Annotated in this window: 15 protein-coding genes; 12 read left to right on the top strand and 3 right to left on the bottom strand. The window is 37.7% G+C overall.

Annotated elements, in window-relative coordinates:
* Nucleotides 1-2: 2 nt before the first annotated feature.
* The 5 genes from MHI10_RS13900 (at nucleotide 3) to MHI10_RS13880 (ending at nucleotide 5,494) form a co-directional block, all read left to right on the top strand.
* Nucleotides 3-890, top strand: coding sequence for a sugar phosphate isomerase/epimerase family protein (locus MHI10_RS13900; protein WP_340786347.1), 888 nt, complete (start codon nucleotides 3-5; stop codon nucleotides 888-890).
* A complete protein-coding gene (locus MHI10_RS13895) occupies nucleotides 887-1,948 on the top strand; it encodes a Gfo/Idh/MocA family protein (RefSeq protein WP_340786346.1) in 1,062 nt (353 codons plus the stop codon). Before MHI10_RS13900 ends, MHI10_RS13895 begins: the two co-directional genes overlap by 4 nt.
* A gap of 99 nt (nucleotides 1,949-2,047) precedes the next feature.
* Entirely contained in the window at nucleotides 2,048-3,208 is a 1,161-nt protein-coding gene (locus MHI10_RS13890) for an ROK family transcriptional regulator (RefSeq protein WP_340786344.1), read from the top strand.
* A gap of 123 nt (nucleotides 3,209-3,331) precedes the next feature.
* Nucleotides 3,332-4,336 (top strand): asparaginase, encoded by a 1,005-nt coding sequence (locus MHI10_RS13885; RefSeq protein WP_340786341.1) that lies wholly within the window; start codon nucleotides 3,332-3,334, stop codon nucleotides 4,334-4,336.
* A gap of 993 nt (nucleotides 4,337-5,329) precedes the next feature.
* Entirely contained in the window at nucleotides 5,330-5,494 is a 165-nt protein-coding gene (locus MHI10_RS13880) for a hypothetical protein (RefSeq protein WP_340786340.1), read from the top strand.
* A 68-nt stretch (nucleotides 5,495-5,562) separates the two neighbouring features.
* Here the strand turns inward: MHI10_RS13880 and MHI10_RS13875 are convergent, their stop codons facing one another.
* A complete protein-coding gene (locus MHI10_RS13875; RefSeq protein WP_340786338.1) occupies nucleotides 5,563-6,072 on the bottom strand; it encodes a DUF3231 family protein in 510 nt (169 codons plus the stop codon).
* Between the two features lie 355 nt (nucleotides 6,073-6,427).
* Here MHI10_RS13875 and MHI10_RS13870 point away from each other — a divergent pair, with 355 nt between their 5' ends.
* On the top strand, nucleotides 6,428-7,189 hold the full coding sequence (locus MHI10_RS13870; protein ID WP_340786336.1) for a tRNA threonylcarbamoyladenosine dehydratase: 762 nt from the start codon (nucleotides 6,428-6,430) through the stop codon (nucleotides 7,187-7,189).
* Between the two features lie 93 nt (nucleotides 7,190-7,282).
* Here MHI10_RS13870 and MHI10_RS13865 read toward each other — a convergent pair whose 3' ends face one another.
* A complete protein-coding gene (locus MHI10_RS13865) occupies nucleotides 7,283-8,740 on the bottom strand; it encodes a methyl-accepting chemotaxis protein (RefSeq protein ID WP_340786335.1) in 1,458 nt (485 codons plus the stop codon).
* A 176-nt stretch (nucleotides 8,741-8,916) separates the two neighbouring features.
* Here MHI10_RS13865 and MHI10_RS13860 point away from each other — a divergent pair, with 176 nt between their 5' ends.
* Nucleotides 8,917-9,039 carry a hypothetical protein gene (locus tag MHI10_RS13860; RefSeq protein ID WP_340786333.1) on the top strand — a complete coding sequence of 41 codons (123 nt, stop codon included), beginning with the start codon at nucleotides 8,917-8,919 and terminating at the stop codon, nucleotides 9,037-9,039.
* Between the two features lie 416 nt (nucleotides 9,040-9,455).
* A complete protein-coding gene (locus tag MHI10_RS13855) occupies nucleotides 9,456-9,956 on the top strand; it encodes a GTPase (protein ID WP_340786329.1) in 501 nt (166 codons plus the stop codon).
* Between the two features lie 78 nt (nucleotides 9,957-10,034).
* On the opposite strand, the gene MHI10_RS13850 is transcribed toward MHI10_RS13855, so the two are convergent.
* Entirely contained in the window at nucleotides 10,035-11,315 is a 1,281-nt protein-coding gene (locus MHI10_RS13850; RefSeq protein WP_340786326.1) for a replication-associated recombination protein A, read from the bottom strand.
* A gap of 117 nt (nucleotides 11,316-11,432) precedes the next feature.
* Here MHI10_RS13850 and cymR point away from each other — a divergent pair, with 117 nt between their 5' ends.
* The 4 genes from cymR to MHI10_RS13830 all read left to right on the top strand — a co-directional run bounded on the left by cymR (nucleotide 11,433) and on the right by MHI10_RS13830 (nucleotide 15,189).
* Nucleotides 11,433-11,852 carry a cysteine metabolism transcriptional regulator CymR gene (gene cymR, locus MHI10_RS13845; protein WP_340786324.1) on the top strand — a complete coding sequence of 140 codons (420 nt, stop codon included), beginning with the start codon at nucleotides 11,433-11,435 and terminating at the stop codon, nucleotides 11,850-11,852.
* Between the two features lie 295 nt (nucleotides 11,853-12,147).
* Nucleotides 12,148-13,290, top strand: a complete 1,143-nt coding sequence (locus MHI10_RS13840; protein WP_340789243.1) for a cysteine desulfurase family protein — start codon at nucleotides 12,148-12,150, stop codon at nucleotides 13,288-13,290.
* 54 nt (nucleotides 13,291-13,344) lie between these two features.
* On the top strand, nucleotides 13,345-14,466 hold the full coding sequence (gene mnmA, locus MHI10_RS13835; RefSeq protein ID WP_340786321.1) for a tRNA 2-thiouridine(34) synthase MnmA: 1,122 nt from the start codon (nucleotides 13,345-13,347) through the stop codon (nucleotides 14,464-14,466).
* 57 nt (nucleotides 14,467-14,523) lie between these two features.
* Nucleotides 14,524-15,189: a tetratricopeptide repeat protein gene (locus tag MHI10_RS13830; RefSeq protein ID WP_340786318.1), complete on the top strand. Its 666-nt coding sequence runs from the start codon at nucleotides 14,524-14,526 to the stop codon at nucleotides 15,187-15,189.
* Nucleotides 15,190-15,313: the final 124 nt, after the last annotated feature.

Below are 15,313 nucleotides of genomic sequence, written 5' to 3'. Positions count from 1 at the left end.
CAATGAAAATTGGATTAAGTACTTATAGCATGGTTAAAAAAATGAAAACAAATGAAATGTCTGTATTGGATGTATTAGATTGGGTGGCGGAAAATGGCGGGGAGCACGTTGAATTAGTACCTTATGAATTTTCGGTTGTCGATAATCATGAACTTGCTACAGCTATTCGAGACAAAGCAAAGGTATTAGGGCTGGAGCTATCGGCGTATTCGTTACCTGCCAATTTTGTACAGGAAACAGAAGAGGAATTATTAGCTGAAGTAGAAAGACTGAAAAAGCATATCGATGTTGTGCATCATATGGGCATTAAAATCATGCGCCATGATGTCACGTTATTCACAATGCCGAAAGAAAATATGACTATCCATTATTATATTGAGAATTTTGATAAAATGGTGCGCGGTTGCCAGTTGTTAGCGGATTATGCCAAGCAATTTGGGATTACGACGACGATTGAAAACCATGGATTTAACGTCCAAACGAGTGACCGTGTGCAACAGCTCATTCATGCAGTAAACCGCGATAATTTTAAAACGACGCTCGATGTTGGGAACTTTTTATGTATTGACGAAGATCCATTAGTTGGCGTAAAGAAAAATTTACCTTACGCAGCAACGGTTCATTTTAAAGACTTTTATATTCGTCCTTTTTACGAAAATCCAGGTGGCGGCGAATGGTTTACAACGGTACATGACAATCGCATTCGTGGCGCGATTGTTGGCCATGGCGATTTAAATATTCGACAACTCGTTAAGCTTGTAAAAGAATCGGGCTATGACGGCTATTTGACGATTGAATTTGAAGGCATGGAAGATTGTCAAGTTGGTTCAAAAATTGGGATGGACAATGTGCGTAGATTTTGGGAGGAATGCGAGGTCGTGAAAGCATGAAACAATTAAATGTATGTGTTATAGGAGTAGGTTCGATTTCAGATTTTCATTTAAAATCATATGAAAAAAATGAAGCAGTTCATTTATATGGTGTATACGATTTTTCACTCGCTCGTGCACAGGAAAAGGCGGATCACTATGGCATTGAAAAAGTATTCAGCTCCATTGAGGAATTATTAGCAGATCCTAAAGTTGATGCGGTCAGCATTTGTACATGGAATAATACTCATGCAAAATACGCAATGGCAGCGCTCGAAAACGATAAGCATGTTTTAGTAGAAAAGCCATTATCCATGACATATGAAGAAGCGGTAGAAATTCAAAAAGTAGCGCAAAAAAGTAACAAAGTATTTCAAGTTGGATTCGTTCGCCGTTTTGGAACGAATACAACGATTTTAAAGAAGTTTATTGATAACAATACGCTCGGTACAATTTACTTTGCAAAAGCAACATGTCTTCGCCGCATCGGAAATCCAGGTGGTTGGTTTGCGGATAAAGATAAATCAGGTGGCGGACCATTAATTGATCTCGGTGTGCATATTATTGATATTTGCTGGTACTTAATGGGTAGACCAAAAGTGAAACGGATTGTCGGGCATACGTATCATCATTTAGGGAATCGAAGCAATATTGAAAACCTATCTTTTTACAAAACAGCAGACTATGATGCAACGAAAAATTCAGTAGAAGATATGGCCAATGCACTCATTACATTTGAAAATGGTGCATCCTTACTTGTTGATGTGTCGTATACACTTCATGCCGCGAAGGATGAACTAGCGGTTAAACTATATGGAACGAATGGTGGGGCAGAGCTAGAGCCTGAACTTAAAATTGTCAGCGAAGCAAATAATACGATTGTCAATATGCATCCGCAAGTGGATTATTTATCCTTTGATTTTGAACATGCTTTTGAAATGGAAGTAAATGCTTTTGTTAAATGCTGCGTAGAAGGAAAAACGTCCGAAGCTCCTGTAGAAGATGGCGTAGAAATCATGAGAATTTTGGAGGGCGTTTACGAATCCGCACGCCTCGGAAAAGAAATCGTTTACGAATGATAAGATGTGTGTCAATAAATTCCCGCTAAAATAAAAATATAGCAGTTGTGCTACCTATGATAAAATAGTTGAAATGTTTTTTTTAGGGGCTGAATGAAATTGAAAAAGCAAGATCAAATGCAAATGAAGAAACAAAATAAATACATTGTATTAGATGCGATTCGCCAAATGGCACCTGTATCCAGAATTCAATTATCCAAATATACAAAAATGAGTCCAACAACTATAACGAGAATTGTTCAAGAGTTAGAGCAAGAAGGATTTTTATATGAAGGGCTAACAGAAGAAACGTTAATCGGAAGAAGGCCAACGCTCATTCATCTTCGTGGCGATGCTTTATTTACAATTGGCATTGAAATTGATTGTTTTGTCATTAAAATAGGCATTGTCGATTTTATCGGTGAAATGCTTGATTTTAAAGAAGTGAAATGTAATGTAAAAAAACGCTATGAAGATGCGCTCGATATTATCCAGCATAGTGTCAATGAGCTGCTGGTGGAGAATGCCGTTTCCATAGAAAAACTGCAAGGAATTGGGATTGGAATTCCAGGGGTTATCAATCATGATGAAGGAATCGTCCTTTCTTCGGAGCAACTACTGTGGAAAAATTGCGGAATTGCCAGTGATTTGAAGGAAAGATTTGACTGTGATGTCGTCGTGGATAATGAATTAAAAATGCAAATTTTGGCTGAAATCGGTGATATATATGCACCTACGTTTTCCAATTGTATTTTAGTAGGCATTGGTACTGGGATTGGGGCTTCGATTTTACTAGACGGTGAACTTTACCGAGGTACGCATAATCGTGCAGGTGAAATTAGTCATATTACCGTCAATTTAGATGGCGACGGGGAGGTTTGTCATTGCGGCAAACGTGGTTGCTTATCATTATATATTTCTGAAAGTGCCCTTTTAAAAAGAGCGCCTGAAAATATTGATTCAATCGAACAACTAGCGTTAAGCATGATTGCAAAACAACAATGGGCACTCGCAATCCAGCAGGACGTGGCTTTGTATTTAGCGGTAGCGATAAATAATTTAGCATGTTTATATGAGCCAGAAGCCATTATTGTAAGTGGTGAAATGGTGGAACAAAATGAACTTTTCCAACAACAACTGCATGAAATGTGTTCACAGTATATTTGGTCAGACATTCAGCAACACTTTGATTTACGATTTTCGAATCAAGCGAAGGTCGGTGTTGTGAAAGGGGCAGCACTGCAAATACAGAAGCAAATAATCAATTACGCCTCGGCGTAATTGCGTCCAGATTTTTTTCGAGCTTGCTCGAAAATCTACCTTTTAAAATCTGTGACATCCGCCGGGGCATTAACTTGCTTCGCGAAAGCAAGTTGACTATTGAATAGAGGATTGTGATGTATTGTGGGCTTCGAAACGTTTGTAAAAGAATATCGCGGTGGCATTTTGGAAAATATTCATATCGGTCAACTTAGCTGTGTGAATGAAGCGAAAGAAGAAATTTACTCGGTTGGGCAAAATCATGAACCCGTTTATTTTCGATCCGCATCGAAACCATTTCAAGCCATTCCGATCTTTTTAACTGGCGCAATTCAGAAATGGGGCATAACGCCAGAGGAAAGTGCGCTTTTTATGGCTTCACAGCGAGGCGAAATCTATCATCAAGACCGATTACAATCACTGTTGAAAAAACTGCCATTTAAAGAAGAACAGTTAATTTGTGCCGCTTCTTATCCATTGAATGAAAGCGCAAAAGAGCACTATATACAAGCGCGGTACGAAAAAAGGAAATTATATCATAATTGTGCAGGGAAACATTTAGGCTTTTTAACGGCTTGCTTGGCGAATGATTATCCACTAGCAAATTATTGTGACATCAATCATCCGTTGCAGCAACAAATAAAAAGTTGCATTATGGAATTGAGTGAAGTAGGGGAAGAACAGCTAATTATAGGTGTGGATGGTTGTGGAGCACCGAATTTCGCTATCCCACTTCGAAATATGGCGATTGCTTATTTAAAGTTAGCGAATCCCCATTTAATAGAAGATGAAAAAATGAGAAGCGCAATTAGTCAAATTGTAGATGTAATGAACGGCTATCCAAATATGATTGCGTCTGAGAACTTTATATGCACTACTTTGCTAATGGACTCGAACATTGTAGCAAAAGGTGGCGCACAAGGGGTCTATTGCTTTTCCTTAAAGAAGGAAAAATTGAGCTTTGTATTTAAAATTATGAATGGTTCAGAAATGCCTTGGTCGATTATCATTGCTAATTTATTAGAACAAATTGATTATGCGAATAAAGAGACAATCGAAAATGTAAAAGCAATTCGCTCAAAACATATTAAAAATGACGCGGGCGTTGTGGTCGGAGAAGTTGTCTCATCCATCCAGCTCACTACGTAACGGATCATATATACTATTAATTTCAATGAGAAAAAGCTGCTCTATAGTTCTTCCTTGTAATTTGGGGTTGCTTATTATTTGGGTACGGAGGCGTTTCCCGAGCATAGTGCTCATGCATTATGATTTCGGGAATAGCCGTCTCTCTGCCCCAATGAATCTGTCAACTTCAACTTATGGAGAAGATCCATAGTTATTTTTCCCCTAATATTTGCGATTGGACGAAGCAACCGGCTTATTCCAATCGCTTTTTTTGTGTGCAGGTATTAAATTGCTTAATTAAGCTTTCAAGAACATGCTAATAGTAGCAATCACAAAATCGATTTGTAATATATCGTTTTTATCATGTAACGGATTTAAAGTTGTCAGAAGATTTTTATCATGAATTAAACACACTGACAATTAGTCCAAAAGTTGATTAAGAACAATTACGTTACCTATCTATCGTAACAGGGAGAAACGAAAATCACGCCATTTTTTGGTTTAAAGTAGTTTACTCACGAGGGCAAGGGTTCAATGGCCGAAATGCTTGGAAAGGCAGTGAAGTCGCATGATGCCACTGTGAGTATGATGAACGAATTAGCAGTATGTTTGCAAAATGAAGGTGTACCAATAAAACGCTAGAAATAAAATGAGTAGGAAATGGTAGGGGGGAAATTATGAACGATTCAATCGGTTAAACTTAATGGTGAATATGATGCAAGACATGGGTATCACTAAAACACTCAACAGCACACGTAAAGTAATGGATTGGTTAAATTTCGAAGAAGGTTTTAAATGGATCAATGAGCGTAAACAAGATTGGACATCCCCAGCGCTAGGGATATTTTTATAACTCACAAGTCGAAAGAATAAAAAATGTGCAGTATGGAAGGGTTTGATATTTTGTCAAAAGTAAGCAGTAGTAAGAAAGTAATTTTAAATGCGAATTAGCTTTAATCCTTGCAAGAATAGATTACTCCCAAATGGTTAATTTATTAATTGGAGGTGATAAATATGAAAAAAAAGAAGGACAATAAAAAAGAAATAACACGTGAAGAATTTGGTACAGATTTAAGTCCCGATGATTTAGATATCCGTGAAGAAAACGATTTAACAGAAGAACAGTATCAGAACTCAAATCAAGTAAAAAAATCCGACAATACTCAAAATAATAAGTAAAAAAATCCCCAGTTTTTAAACTGGGGAACTAATTATTTAGGGGGATAACGAGGCGTAATAAACACTTATTACTTTTCTGGATGATTTACATGTAATGGTGGGGGTACTAGCCAACCTTTTTCCTTATTAAGGCGTAATAGCTTTGCGCCAAGCAGTGCTTTAGCTGTATGGAATTGACCATACATTAAACCAATGTCTTCTCTAATAGACATACCCATTGCTTGACTGCATGCAACTAAACAAGCAGCAGCGTCTAATGATAATGCAGCACTGATTTCGGGATCATTAAATTTTGCACCAGGAGGGATATCTTCTAGTTTTGCATCTGGACGTTCAGGAGGTGCGGGAGGTAATGCAACGCCATTTACTTTTAGAATCTTTTCTAAAGGCTTAACTTCCTCTTTGGCACCTTGAATAAATTCTTCTATAATTATTTTCAAGTCTTTATCACCAGCATGATTATAAAATGTTTGATACCCAGCAATCATGCCATAGTTTGCAGCAAGATTTGTCCAAATACTAAATACCTCACCATAATGTAATGGCTCGTCTTTTGAATTACCGCTTAAAATACCCATACTTGCACTTCCTTTTCAATTTTATTTCGCCATTTTTTGAACGAGTTTAGTATGAGCTAAAATAGAAATATAATTCTTTAAAAAATTATTTTACTGAACAATATGTAGTAATCAAAAACAATTAAAATAGGTTTTCCACCATTTGTCGAGAAAACCCTTTAAAAAAAAGATTGAAACAAGCTGGTCTGACCCATGCGCTTAGCCAGCTATACAAGCATGCACTTTTTCAAAATCGATAATAGAAAACCTATAACAATATGTTAGAACCTTTTATATATAGCTAATCTATACTTGCAACCAAGAATCGATATCGTTATAATTCCTAGTAGCATGATATAGATTGAGGGGTTAAAGGATGTTACATCAATTTTCGCGTAATGAATTGGCGATTGGTACAGAAGGATTAGAGCAATTAAAAAATAAAACAGTTGCGATTTTAGGAATTGGTGGCGTTGGGTCATTTGCGGCTGAAGCTTGTGCACGTAGCGGAGTGGGGCGTATCGTATTAGTTGATAAAGACAATGTTGATATTACGAATGTCAATCGTCAACTTGTTGCCTATTTATCAACAGTTGGAAAATCAAAATCAGGCATTATGAAGGAACGAATTGCCGACATAAATCCAGCGTGTGAAGTGATTGATATGCATATGTTTTATACAGATGAAACATACGAGCAATTTTTTGAATTAGGCATTGATTATGTCATTGATGCTTCCGATACAGTGATGTATAAAATTCACGTTATTAAAGAATGTTTAAAGCGTCAAATTCCAATTATCTCAAGCATGGGTGCAGCAAATAAAATGGACCCGACGCGCTTTAAAATTGCGGATATTTCAAAAACGCATACCGATCCACTTGCGAAGGTGATTCGTACAAAGCTTCGTAAAGAGGGCATTCCAAAAGGCGTGCCAGTTATCTTTTCAGATGAATCGCCAATTGTCGTTCGTCCGGATGTAGTGGAGCAAGTAGGGAAGCCGGATGCACAAATTCGCAAAGCCCAAATGCCACCTTCGTCAAACGCATTTGTTCCGTCTGTAGTAGGTTTATTTGCGGCGAGCTGGGTTATTAATACGATTTTAAAAGATGTCAAAATTACCCGCGTTGGAGATTAATCGAATAGCGAAATAGGAAAGGCAGAAATGTTGTGAAAAACCAAACCAACATTTCTGCCTTTTTCATGGATAAAATTTTTAAAATTTCTTTGATTAAGCAATAATTTTAAGTGCTTGTTGATAAGTGTCCTCGATATTATCGGTAATCATGTGTTGCTCTTGGTTAACTTTTTCAAGCACAATACTTAACTCGTCAATCGCAACGGAGCTTTGTTCAATGATTGCCGCAAACTCATTCGTTGCCGTTTCAATGGACTTACTATTCATCTCAATGGACTCTGCACTGCTTGAAAATTGTTCAAGTCTTTGCTGTAAATTTTTCATTGCGCTAAACAAATCGGTGAACGTTGAATTCGAATGTTCCACCATTTGCACTTGATTCGCGATATGAGCAATTCCACTTTGTAGACGATTGAGCGTTTCCTTATTAAATAAATTAACTTGCGCTAAGTTTTGATCGATTTTGCTGACCGTATCATCTGTAATGCCCGCCAGTTTTCGAATTTCTTCAGCTACAACAGCAAAACCTTTCCCGTGTTCTCCTGCTCTAGCTGCTTCAATCGATGCGTTTAATGCGAGTAGATTCGTTTGCTCGGTAATTTTTTGAATCGATGTGGCAAAATCATTTGTTTCCGTAATTTTTCCTGAAAGAGATTGGAATGATGTATTTAGCTCATCGAAAAACTCCGTAAATTGATCAATTTCATTTTTTAAACGATTCATCACATTGGCACCGTCCACGGCACTTTTACTCGTATGCTCAGCTTCATTAATAATCCCGCGGAGTTCTTCACCCATATTTTCAATTTCAGATGTAGTTGCTGCTGTATTTTGCACAATCGATCCAACATAATCCGATTGTTTATGGGAACCGACACTCACTTCTTTAATCGAAGCCATCATTTGCTGATTGGAAGCACTTGCATTGTTCGTACTATCTGTAATAAGTGCTAATTTGGAAGTAATACCTTGAACTGAGGCTTCTAATCGTTGGTGTAATGCGACTTCATGTACCGCACGTTCATTTGCATCTTCCATAAGCTGTTCGACATTGACAAGCATTTTCTTATTTTGACGAACTTGTGAAAGGAGAGCTACTGCCATTAATGTTTGCACGACAAAAACATTGGCAGGATCCACCGCGAAACCACCTGTATCCATTGTAAAATTAAAAATTAAACCGATTGTTGAACCAATATAGCCAAATATTAAAATAGTAATTTTATTATGAACACTGCCTAAAATAAGGATAAAAATACTTAAAACAATTGTAGCGAGCGTCACTTTGTTTGCGATGATTGTCCCGTAAATCGAGACTACGCCTGCAAGTAAAACGACATATGGGAAATATGGTCGTAATACATGAATTTGTCGTTGGATTAAGAAATAGACAAGTGCAATAAAACCAGGGATGAATAAAGAGAGTGCAATACCGATTGGACGGTCGAGAATAAGTTGTGCAATTCCTCCTAAACCTGCAGCAATTCCGTAAACAATCATTAAAATTGTATTTTTCTCATAAAGGTCCTTTTTCTTAAGTTCATCTATCATTTTCATCGCCTTCTTTCAAATTATGAATTCCAATTCATTTAATATATACATTAAAATCATTAATTTGTCATGTTACTTTTGAATGACTATTCATTTTGTGTTTTGATTATTTATTATTGCGATAAAATGTCAATTCGAATGAAAAGGAGAATAAAGAATATAAGGGTTTGATCTTAATGGACCAAGTAGGAACGGTGGAACTCACTATAAAAGCTGAGTTGAAAGTGATTCATGTTTATGAACCTGAGCAAATTGTTGACTCTAAATACGATATCCAACCAAAAGTAATTACTGATTAACTGTTGTTTTTTTCAAGATAATCAATGTTTTATGGTAAAAACAATTATTGGGGGGATATAGAGAAATAATTTCAGTTTGAGATGAGGTCATATACCTGGATTTTTAAGGTTCTATAAATGCTGTCAAAGCATATAAAAGTAAAGTGATGATTTTTGTACCATCCGTTGAACTTCCACAATTGAATGAACATCAATTAATGGATCAAGGTTATTATCCGAAATATATATTTCGATTATTGTCAGAATAATGAATGATTGAAATACGGAAAATTCTATTAAAAGTTGGAAAATGGTAAGAAAAATACTAAATTTTAATGATTTCCTCGTTTTTTTAGAAAGGCGTTTTTTTTTTGTTATAGTAAAGATACGTTTCGTATAAGGGACGTATGGGGTGTTAGTAGGGGAGGAATCGATGGATGAATATTGAAGTTAAAAATGAGTTGCTAAATTTGCCAAGCTTGAAATTTACAGTGGATGAAATAGTATTTGATCATATTGATACAAAACCGAATTGGTCAAAAGCGTATTCAATGTTAGACGAACTTTTACAAAAAATGGCAAATAATTATAATACGACCATTCAAAGAAATAATGGGGAAATTCCAAAAAGCTCAACGTACTGGGTACTTTATATGGATATTGCGGCAAAGCTTATTTATTTCACAGGCTTATCACACGCACATTTAATTGATGAACAGGATGATGAAGCGAAATTGCATATTGTCAAACTGTATCAAAAAAGTGCTGCTTGCTTGCCAAACGCTACATTAGAAAATAATGAAGAGTTTATCGAAGAGCTACAAAAAAGTATTGAGGAAATTATTCCTCAAAAAGATGTAGCAACTGAAATCACGACAAATCACTCAATTGAAGAGTGTTTAGCAGAATTTTATACATTAACGAAAACATACGAATAATCCAAAACCCATTTTCTATTCATTTGAAAATGGGTTTTTTATCTTTTTTTATTCGTTTAGTAGCATGTATTGCCTGTTCTAGCGTTTAAATGCCTTCAATTTTTCATAGATGGCAGCCATTCGTTTTTCCTCTCCAGCAATGACTGGTTTGTAAAATTCCATACTTATAAGTTCATCTGGTAAATACTGTTGATTAACCCAACCACCAAATGTCCCGATTGGCGAATCATGCGGATACTGATAGCCGACATGTCCTAGTTCCTTTGCCCCTGCATAATGTGCATCTTTTAAATGGTTTGGAATGGCGCCAGTTTTTCCTTCATGAATCGCTGAAATCGCTGCATCTAATGCTTGATAGGCAGAGTTAGACTTATCGGATAAACACATTTCAACAACCGCAGTAGCAAGTGGAATGCGTGCCTCAGGTAGCCCGAGCTTCACAGCTGCTTCCGTTGCCGCTTGTACATTTGTACCCACTGCTGGATTAGCTAGCCCAACATCCTCATATGCCATGACGAGTAAACGTCTGCAAACGGCTATTAAATCGCCATTTTCTAATAGATGCGCTAAATAATAGAGAGCCGCATTCACGTCACTGCCACGAACCGATTTTTGCAATGCAGATAATAAATTGTAAAAATGGGAGCCACCTTTATCTCCAAAAACACCAATTCGTTTTGCTAATGCATCAATCGCATTATCGTTTAATTGCGTTACGCCGTCTACTTCATCTGACGCATAGTAAACGGATTCTAGTAATGTTAACGCTTTTCTTGCATCTCCGTTGGAAGCATTAGCAATCCGTTCGAGTTGCTCGTCAGTCGCATCAATGGCAATGTGACCAAGTCCGCGTAAATCATCAGTAAGCGCTAATTTTAATAAATCAAGGACATCCACTGTCGTTAACCGTTCAAGCTGTAATATCTCTCCACATCTTGAACGAATCGCTGGATTGACATCGTGAAAAGGATTTTCAGTTGTAGCGCCGATAAGCACAATAGAGCCATTTTCCACATGCGGCAACAACGTATCTTGCTGGAGTTTATTGAAACGATGAATTTCATCTAAAAATAAAATAACTTTTCCACTCATCCGTGCATCCATCACAATTTGTTCGATATCCTTTTTTCCAGCGTGTGTCGCATTTAAAGAAAAAAAGGGCAAATGGGAGCTGCCTGCAATGGCATTGGCGATCGATGTTTTTCCTACACCGGGAGGGCCATACAATAACATGGAAGGAACATGTCCTTTTTCAATCATTTTAAAAAGCGGGGTTTCAGGACCGATAATTTGTTGCTGTCCAACGATTTCCCGTAAATTGCGTGGCCTCATTTTATATGCGAGTGGCTCGTTTTGCATTGAATTTCGCCCCTTTAGTGAATTCTTACATTAATGATAAAGTATTTCCGAGTGGAATAAAAGGAGATGTGCTATAATAATGCATATAAAAAGGATAAGAATAATAGAGGTGTTATCATGAAAATTTCGACAAAAGGCCGTTATGGTTTAACGATTATGATTGAATTAGCTAAACATTACGGAGAAGGACCGACTCCACTCCGCCAAATTGCTGCTGACAAAAAATTATCCGAAGCTTACTTAGAACAACTTGTGTCGCCACTGCGAAATGCGGGATTAGTAAAAAGTGTTCGTGGAGCATACGGGGGCTATATGTTAGCACATAAACCAGCCGATATTTCTGCCGCAGACGTTATTCGCGTGTTGGAAGGACCGATTCAACCAGTAGAGGGAATCGAAAATGAGGAAGCACCTCAGCGTGAATTATGGGGAAGAATTCGTGATGCTGTGAAAAATGTACTCGATACGACATCTATTGAAGATTTAGCGAAATATACCGATTCAGATGTAATGGATGGTTATATGTTTTATATTTAACTTAATTCAGCAGAATTCCCCTACTTCTATAAGTGGGGGATGAATGCCAAAAAGGCAATTCTACTTGCGTGGGGGTTCAAACCCCGGCTGAATCAAGTTAAGCCCCGGCGGATGCCACAGATTTTTAAGGGAAGTTTTTCGAGCGAGCTCGAAAAAATCTGGACGCAATTACGCCGAGGCGTAATTGATTACCACGAAAAGAGTTATGAATTTCAAAAATTTAGATTTAATTATGCCACTATGGCGTAACGGATATTTTTAAAAGAGTTTTGTACAAAAGGGGTTTTCACGTTTGATGAACACAATTTATCTTGATCATGCAGCCACATCTCCAGTTGCGCCAGAAGTAATTGAAGCATTCGCAACATCAATGGCTGAACTACACGGAAATGCATCAAGTATCCATACAGATGGGCGCAATGCACGAAAAGCACTGGATGAGGCACGTGCATCATTAGCGAAAAAAATAAATGCTAAAATGACGGAAATTATTTTCACAAGTGGTGGTACGGAAGCAGATAACACCGCTATTTTTGGGACAGCCTATGCGCGCGCTGCGGAAGGCAAACATATTATTACAACACAAATTGAACACCATGCCGTATTACATGCTTGTGAAAAGCTGGAGCGTGAAGGGTTTGATGTGACGTATTTACCGGTTGATGCAACAGGGCGTGTTCGTACCGAGGACGTTCAACAAGCACTGCGCGAGGATACGATTTTAGTGACAATTATGTTTGGCAATAATGAAGTTGGAACGATTCAACCAATTGCTGAAATTGGGGCACTATTAAAAGACCATCCTGCAACATTCCATACCGATGCCGTTCAAGCTTTTGGTTTAGAAGCAATTGATGTAATTGCGATGCATATTGATTTATTAAGTGTATCCGCCCATAAAATGAATGGACCAAAGGGCATTGGTTTTTTATATGCAAAGCAAGATGTGAAGTTCGCAAGCTTTATGCATGGCGGCTCACAGGAGAAAAAACGTCGTGCGGGTACTGAAAATGTTCCAGCGGCAGTCGCATTTGCAAAGGCAGCACAGCTCGCTAGTGAAAAACAGGCGAGGCGTAACGAGCAATACAAGCAATTTAAAGCAATTTTAATCGAAGAATTTAAAGCGGCAGACATTTCTTTTCAGGTGAATGGGCATCCGACTGAAGCATTATCGCATGTTTTCAATGTGACTTTCCCAGGAACAGATGTTGAATCTTTTTTAATCAATTTAGATATGGCAGGAGTGCTTGTATCAAGTGGTTCGGCTTGTACAGCAGGCTCCATTGACCCATCACATGTATTAGTTGCGATGTTTGGTACGGAGGCGCCAGAACTTCGTAGTTCCATTCGCTTCAGTTTTGGGTTAGGATTAACAGATGAAATCGTTCGCGAAGCAGGTAAGCGTACAGCGGCTATCGTGAATCGACTTCTGAAATAAAGTAAAGACTTCGCGCCTTTTACGCGAGTTTGTCTAAGAAAAGGTGAATAGTAAATGGTAGAAACAAGAGATCCATCACAAATCCGAGTAGTCGTAGGTATGTCTGGCGGGGTAGATTCCTCAGTAGCAGCTTATTTATTAAAGCAACAAGGCTATGATGTTATCGGAATTTTTATGAAAAACTGGGACGATACAGATGAATTTGGTGTATGTACAGCGACGGAAGACTATGAAGATGTTATCGCCGTATGTAATCAAATCGGAATCCCTTATTATGCAGTGAACTTTGAAAAACAATATTGGGATAAAGTATTTACTTATTTCCTAGAAGAATATAAAGCAGGACGCACACCGAATCCAGATGTAATGTGCAATAAAGAAATTAAATTCAAAGCGTTTTTAGAGCATGCAATGAATTTAGGTGCGGATTATTTAGCAACGGGGCATTATGCACGTGTGGATCGTACAGAAGACGAGGTATTCATGCTGCGCGGTATCGATAATAATAAAGACCAAACGTACTTCTTAAATCAATTGACACAGGCACAGCTTGAAAAAGTTATGTTCCCAATCGGTCATTTACCAAAACCAGAAGTGCGTAAAATTGCGGAAGAAGCAGGTCTTGCAACAGCTAAGAAAAAGGATTCTACAGGCATTTGCTTTATCGGAGAACGCAACTTTAAAGAGTTTTTAGGTCAATACTTACCAGCACAGCCTGGCAATATGGAAACATTTGAAGGGCAACTGATGGGCAAGCATGATGGACTTATGTATTATACTTTAGGGCAACGTCACGGCTTAGGTATTGGTGGAGACGGTGAACCTTGGTTTGTATTAGGGAAAGATTTAGAACGCAATGTGTTATATGTGGGACAAGGCTTCCATCATGAAACGCTTTATTCAGAAGCGTTATCTGCAGTGAAAATGAGCTATACAACGAAAGCGCCAAAGTCAGGTACATTCAGCTGTACAGCAAAATTCCGTTATCGCCAAGAAGATTCTCCAGTAGAAGTAACAATGCGCGAAGATGGGACAGCCTATATTGCATTTGCTGAACCAGTCCGTGCGATTACACCTGGACAAGCAGTCGTTTTATACGACGGAGATATTTGTTTAGGTGGCGGTACAATCGATGAAGTATTTAAGAATAACGAAAAATTAACATATGTAGGTTAAAAATCAACGGACGTTCTTCTGTGTAAGAACGTCTAAATTTTTGTTTGAGGTGACAGCATGAAAGTAGATTACAATGAAATCGGTATTAAAGCATTCCAAGAAAAACGCTATGAAGATGCAGGGCAAGCATTCACGCAAGCAATCGAGGAAAACCCGGAAGATGCGGTTGGTTACGTTAACTTTGGGACATTATTAGCGGCGATGAATGATGTGGAGCGTGCAGAGCGATTTTTTCAAAAAGCGATTACCGTTGATGAAAAAGCAGCAACTGCTTTTTATGGTTTAGCAAATCTTTATTATGAAGCAGATCGCTATATGGAGGCGGCAAAATTATATCAAAAAGCAATTGATGCTGGTATTGAAGGCGCAGATGCTTACTATATGTTAGCGAAATGTTTTGAGCGTGAAGAACAATACAAATTAGCTTTACCGTTTATGCAACGAGCGGCTGAACTGGCACCGAAAGATATTCAAATTCGTTTAGCCTATGGTATTTTACTATGCACATTAGAAATGTTTGATTTTGCAAAACCAGAGCTTGAATTTGTCATTGAAGAAGACTGGAATAATGCAGATGCCCATTATAACTTAGGTGTCCTTTATGCTGTTTCGACGCAAGATACTGAAAAAGCACAATATCATTTGAAGCAGGCCTTTACGCTGCAACCCGAGTTTGATCAAGCACGTTATATTTATGACATGATTAGCCAGCGCGTAAATTAATAAAAATCCACTATTTCAGCTCAATTTGAAATGGTGGATTTTTTCTTTCTATTTCTTTTGCTATTTTTAAAAAGGGGTATTGTAAATATATGTTATGTGGCAAGTTTATGATAGAATATAATAA

This window comes from Solibacillus sp. FSL K6-1523 (genome assembly GCF_038005225.1).
Classification (GTDB): domain Bacteria; phylum Bacillota; class Bacilli; order Bacillales_A; family Planococcaceae; genus Solibacillus.
The sequence above is the reverse complement of the archived record's forward strand: the minus strand, read 5'-3'. Positions and strand labels throughout refer to the sequence as shown.

What these genes read in the sequence shown, in the direction of transcription:
- MHI10_RS13880 (WP_340786340.1), top strand. Translation starts at nt 5,330, where the DNA reads ATGAAAAAAAAGAAGGACAATAAAAAAGAAATAACACGTGAAGAATTT.
- MHI10_RS13865 (WP_340786335.1), bottom strand. Translation starts at nt 8,740, where the DNA reads ATGATAGATGAACTTAAGAAAAAGGACCTTTATGAGAAAAATACAATT.
- MHI10_RS13830 (WP_340786318.1), top strand. Translation starts at nt 14,524, where the DNA reads ATGAAAGTAGATTACAATGAAATCGGTATTAAAGCATTCCAAGAAAAA.
- MHI10_RS13840 (WP_340789243.1), top strand. Translation starts at nt 12,148, where the DNA reads ATGAACACAATTTATCTTGATCATGCAGCCACATCTCCAGTTGCGCCA.
- MHI10_RS13870 (WP_340786336.1), top strand. Translation starts at nt 6,428, where the DNA reads ATGTTACATCAATTTTCGCGTAATGAATTGGCGATTGGTACAGAAGGA.
- cymR (WP_340786324.1), top strand. Translation starts at nt 11,433, where the DNA reads ATGAAAATTTCGACAAAAGGCCGTTATGGTTTAACGATTATGATTGAA.
- MHI10_RS13895 (WP_340786346.1), top strand. Translation starts at nt 887, where the DNA reads ATGAAACAATTAAATGTATGTGTTATAGGAGTAGGTTCGATTTCAGAT.
- MHI10_RS13850 (WP_340786326.1), bottom strand. Translation starts at nt 11,315, where the DNA reads ATGCAAAACGAGCCACTCGCATATAAAATGAGGCCACGCAATTTACGG.
- mnmA (WP_340786321.1), top strand. Translation starts at nt 13,345, where the DNA reads ATGGTAGAAACAAGAGATCCATCACAAATCCGAGTAGTCGTAGGTATG.
- MHI10_RS13875 (WP_340786338.1), bottom strand. Translation starts at nt 6,072, where the DNA reads ATGGGTATTTTAAGCGGTAATTCAAAAGACGAGCCATTACATTATGGT.
- MHI10_RS13860 (WP_340786333.1), top strand. Translation starts at nt 8,917, where the DNA reads ATGGACCAAGTAGGAACGGTGGAACTCACTATAAAAGCTGAGTTGAAA.
- MHI10_RS13855 (WP_340786329.1), top strand. Translation starts at nt 9,456, where the DNA reads ATGAATATTGAAGTTAAAAATGAGTTGCTAAATTTGCCAAGCTTGAAA.
- MHI10_RS13900 (WP_340786347.1), top strand. Translation starts at nt 3, where the DNA reads ATGAAAATTGGATTAAGTACTTATAGCATGGTTAAAAAAATGAAAACA.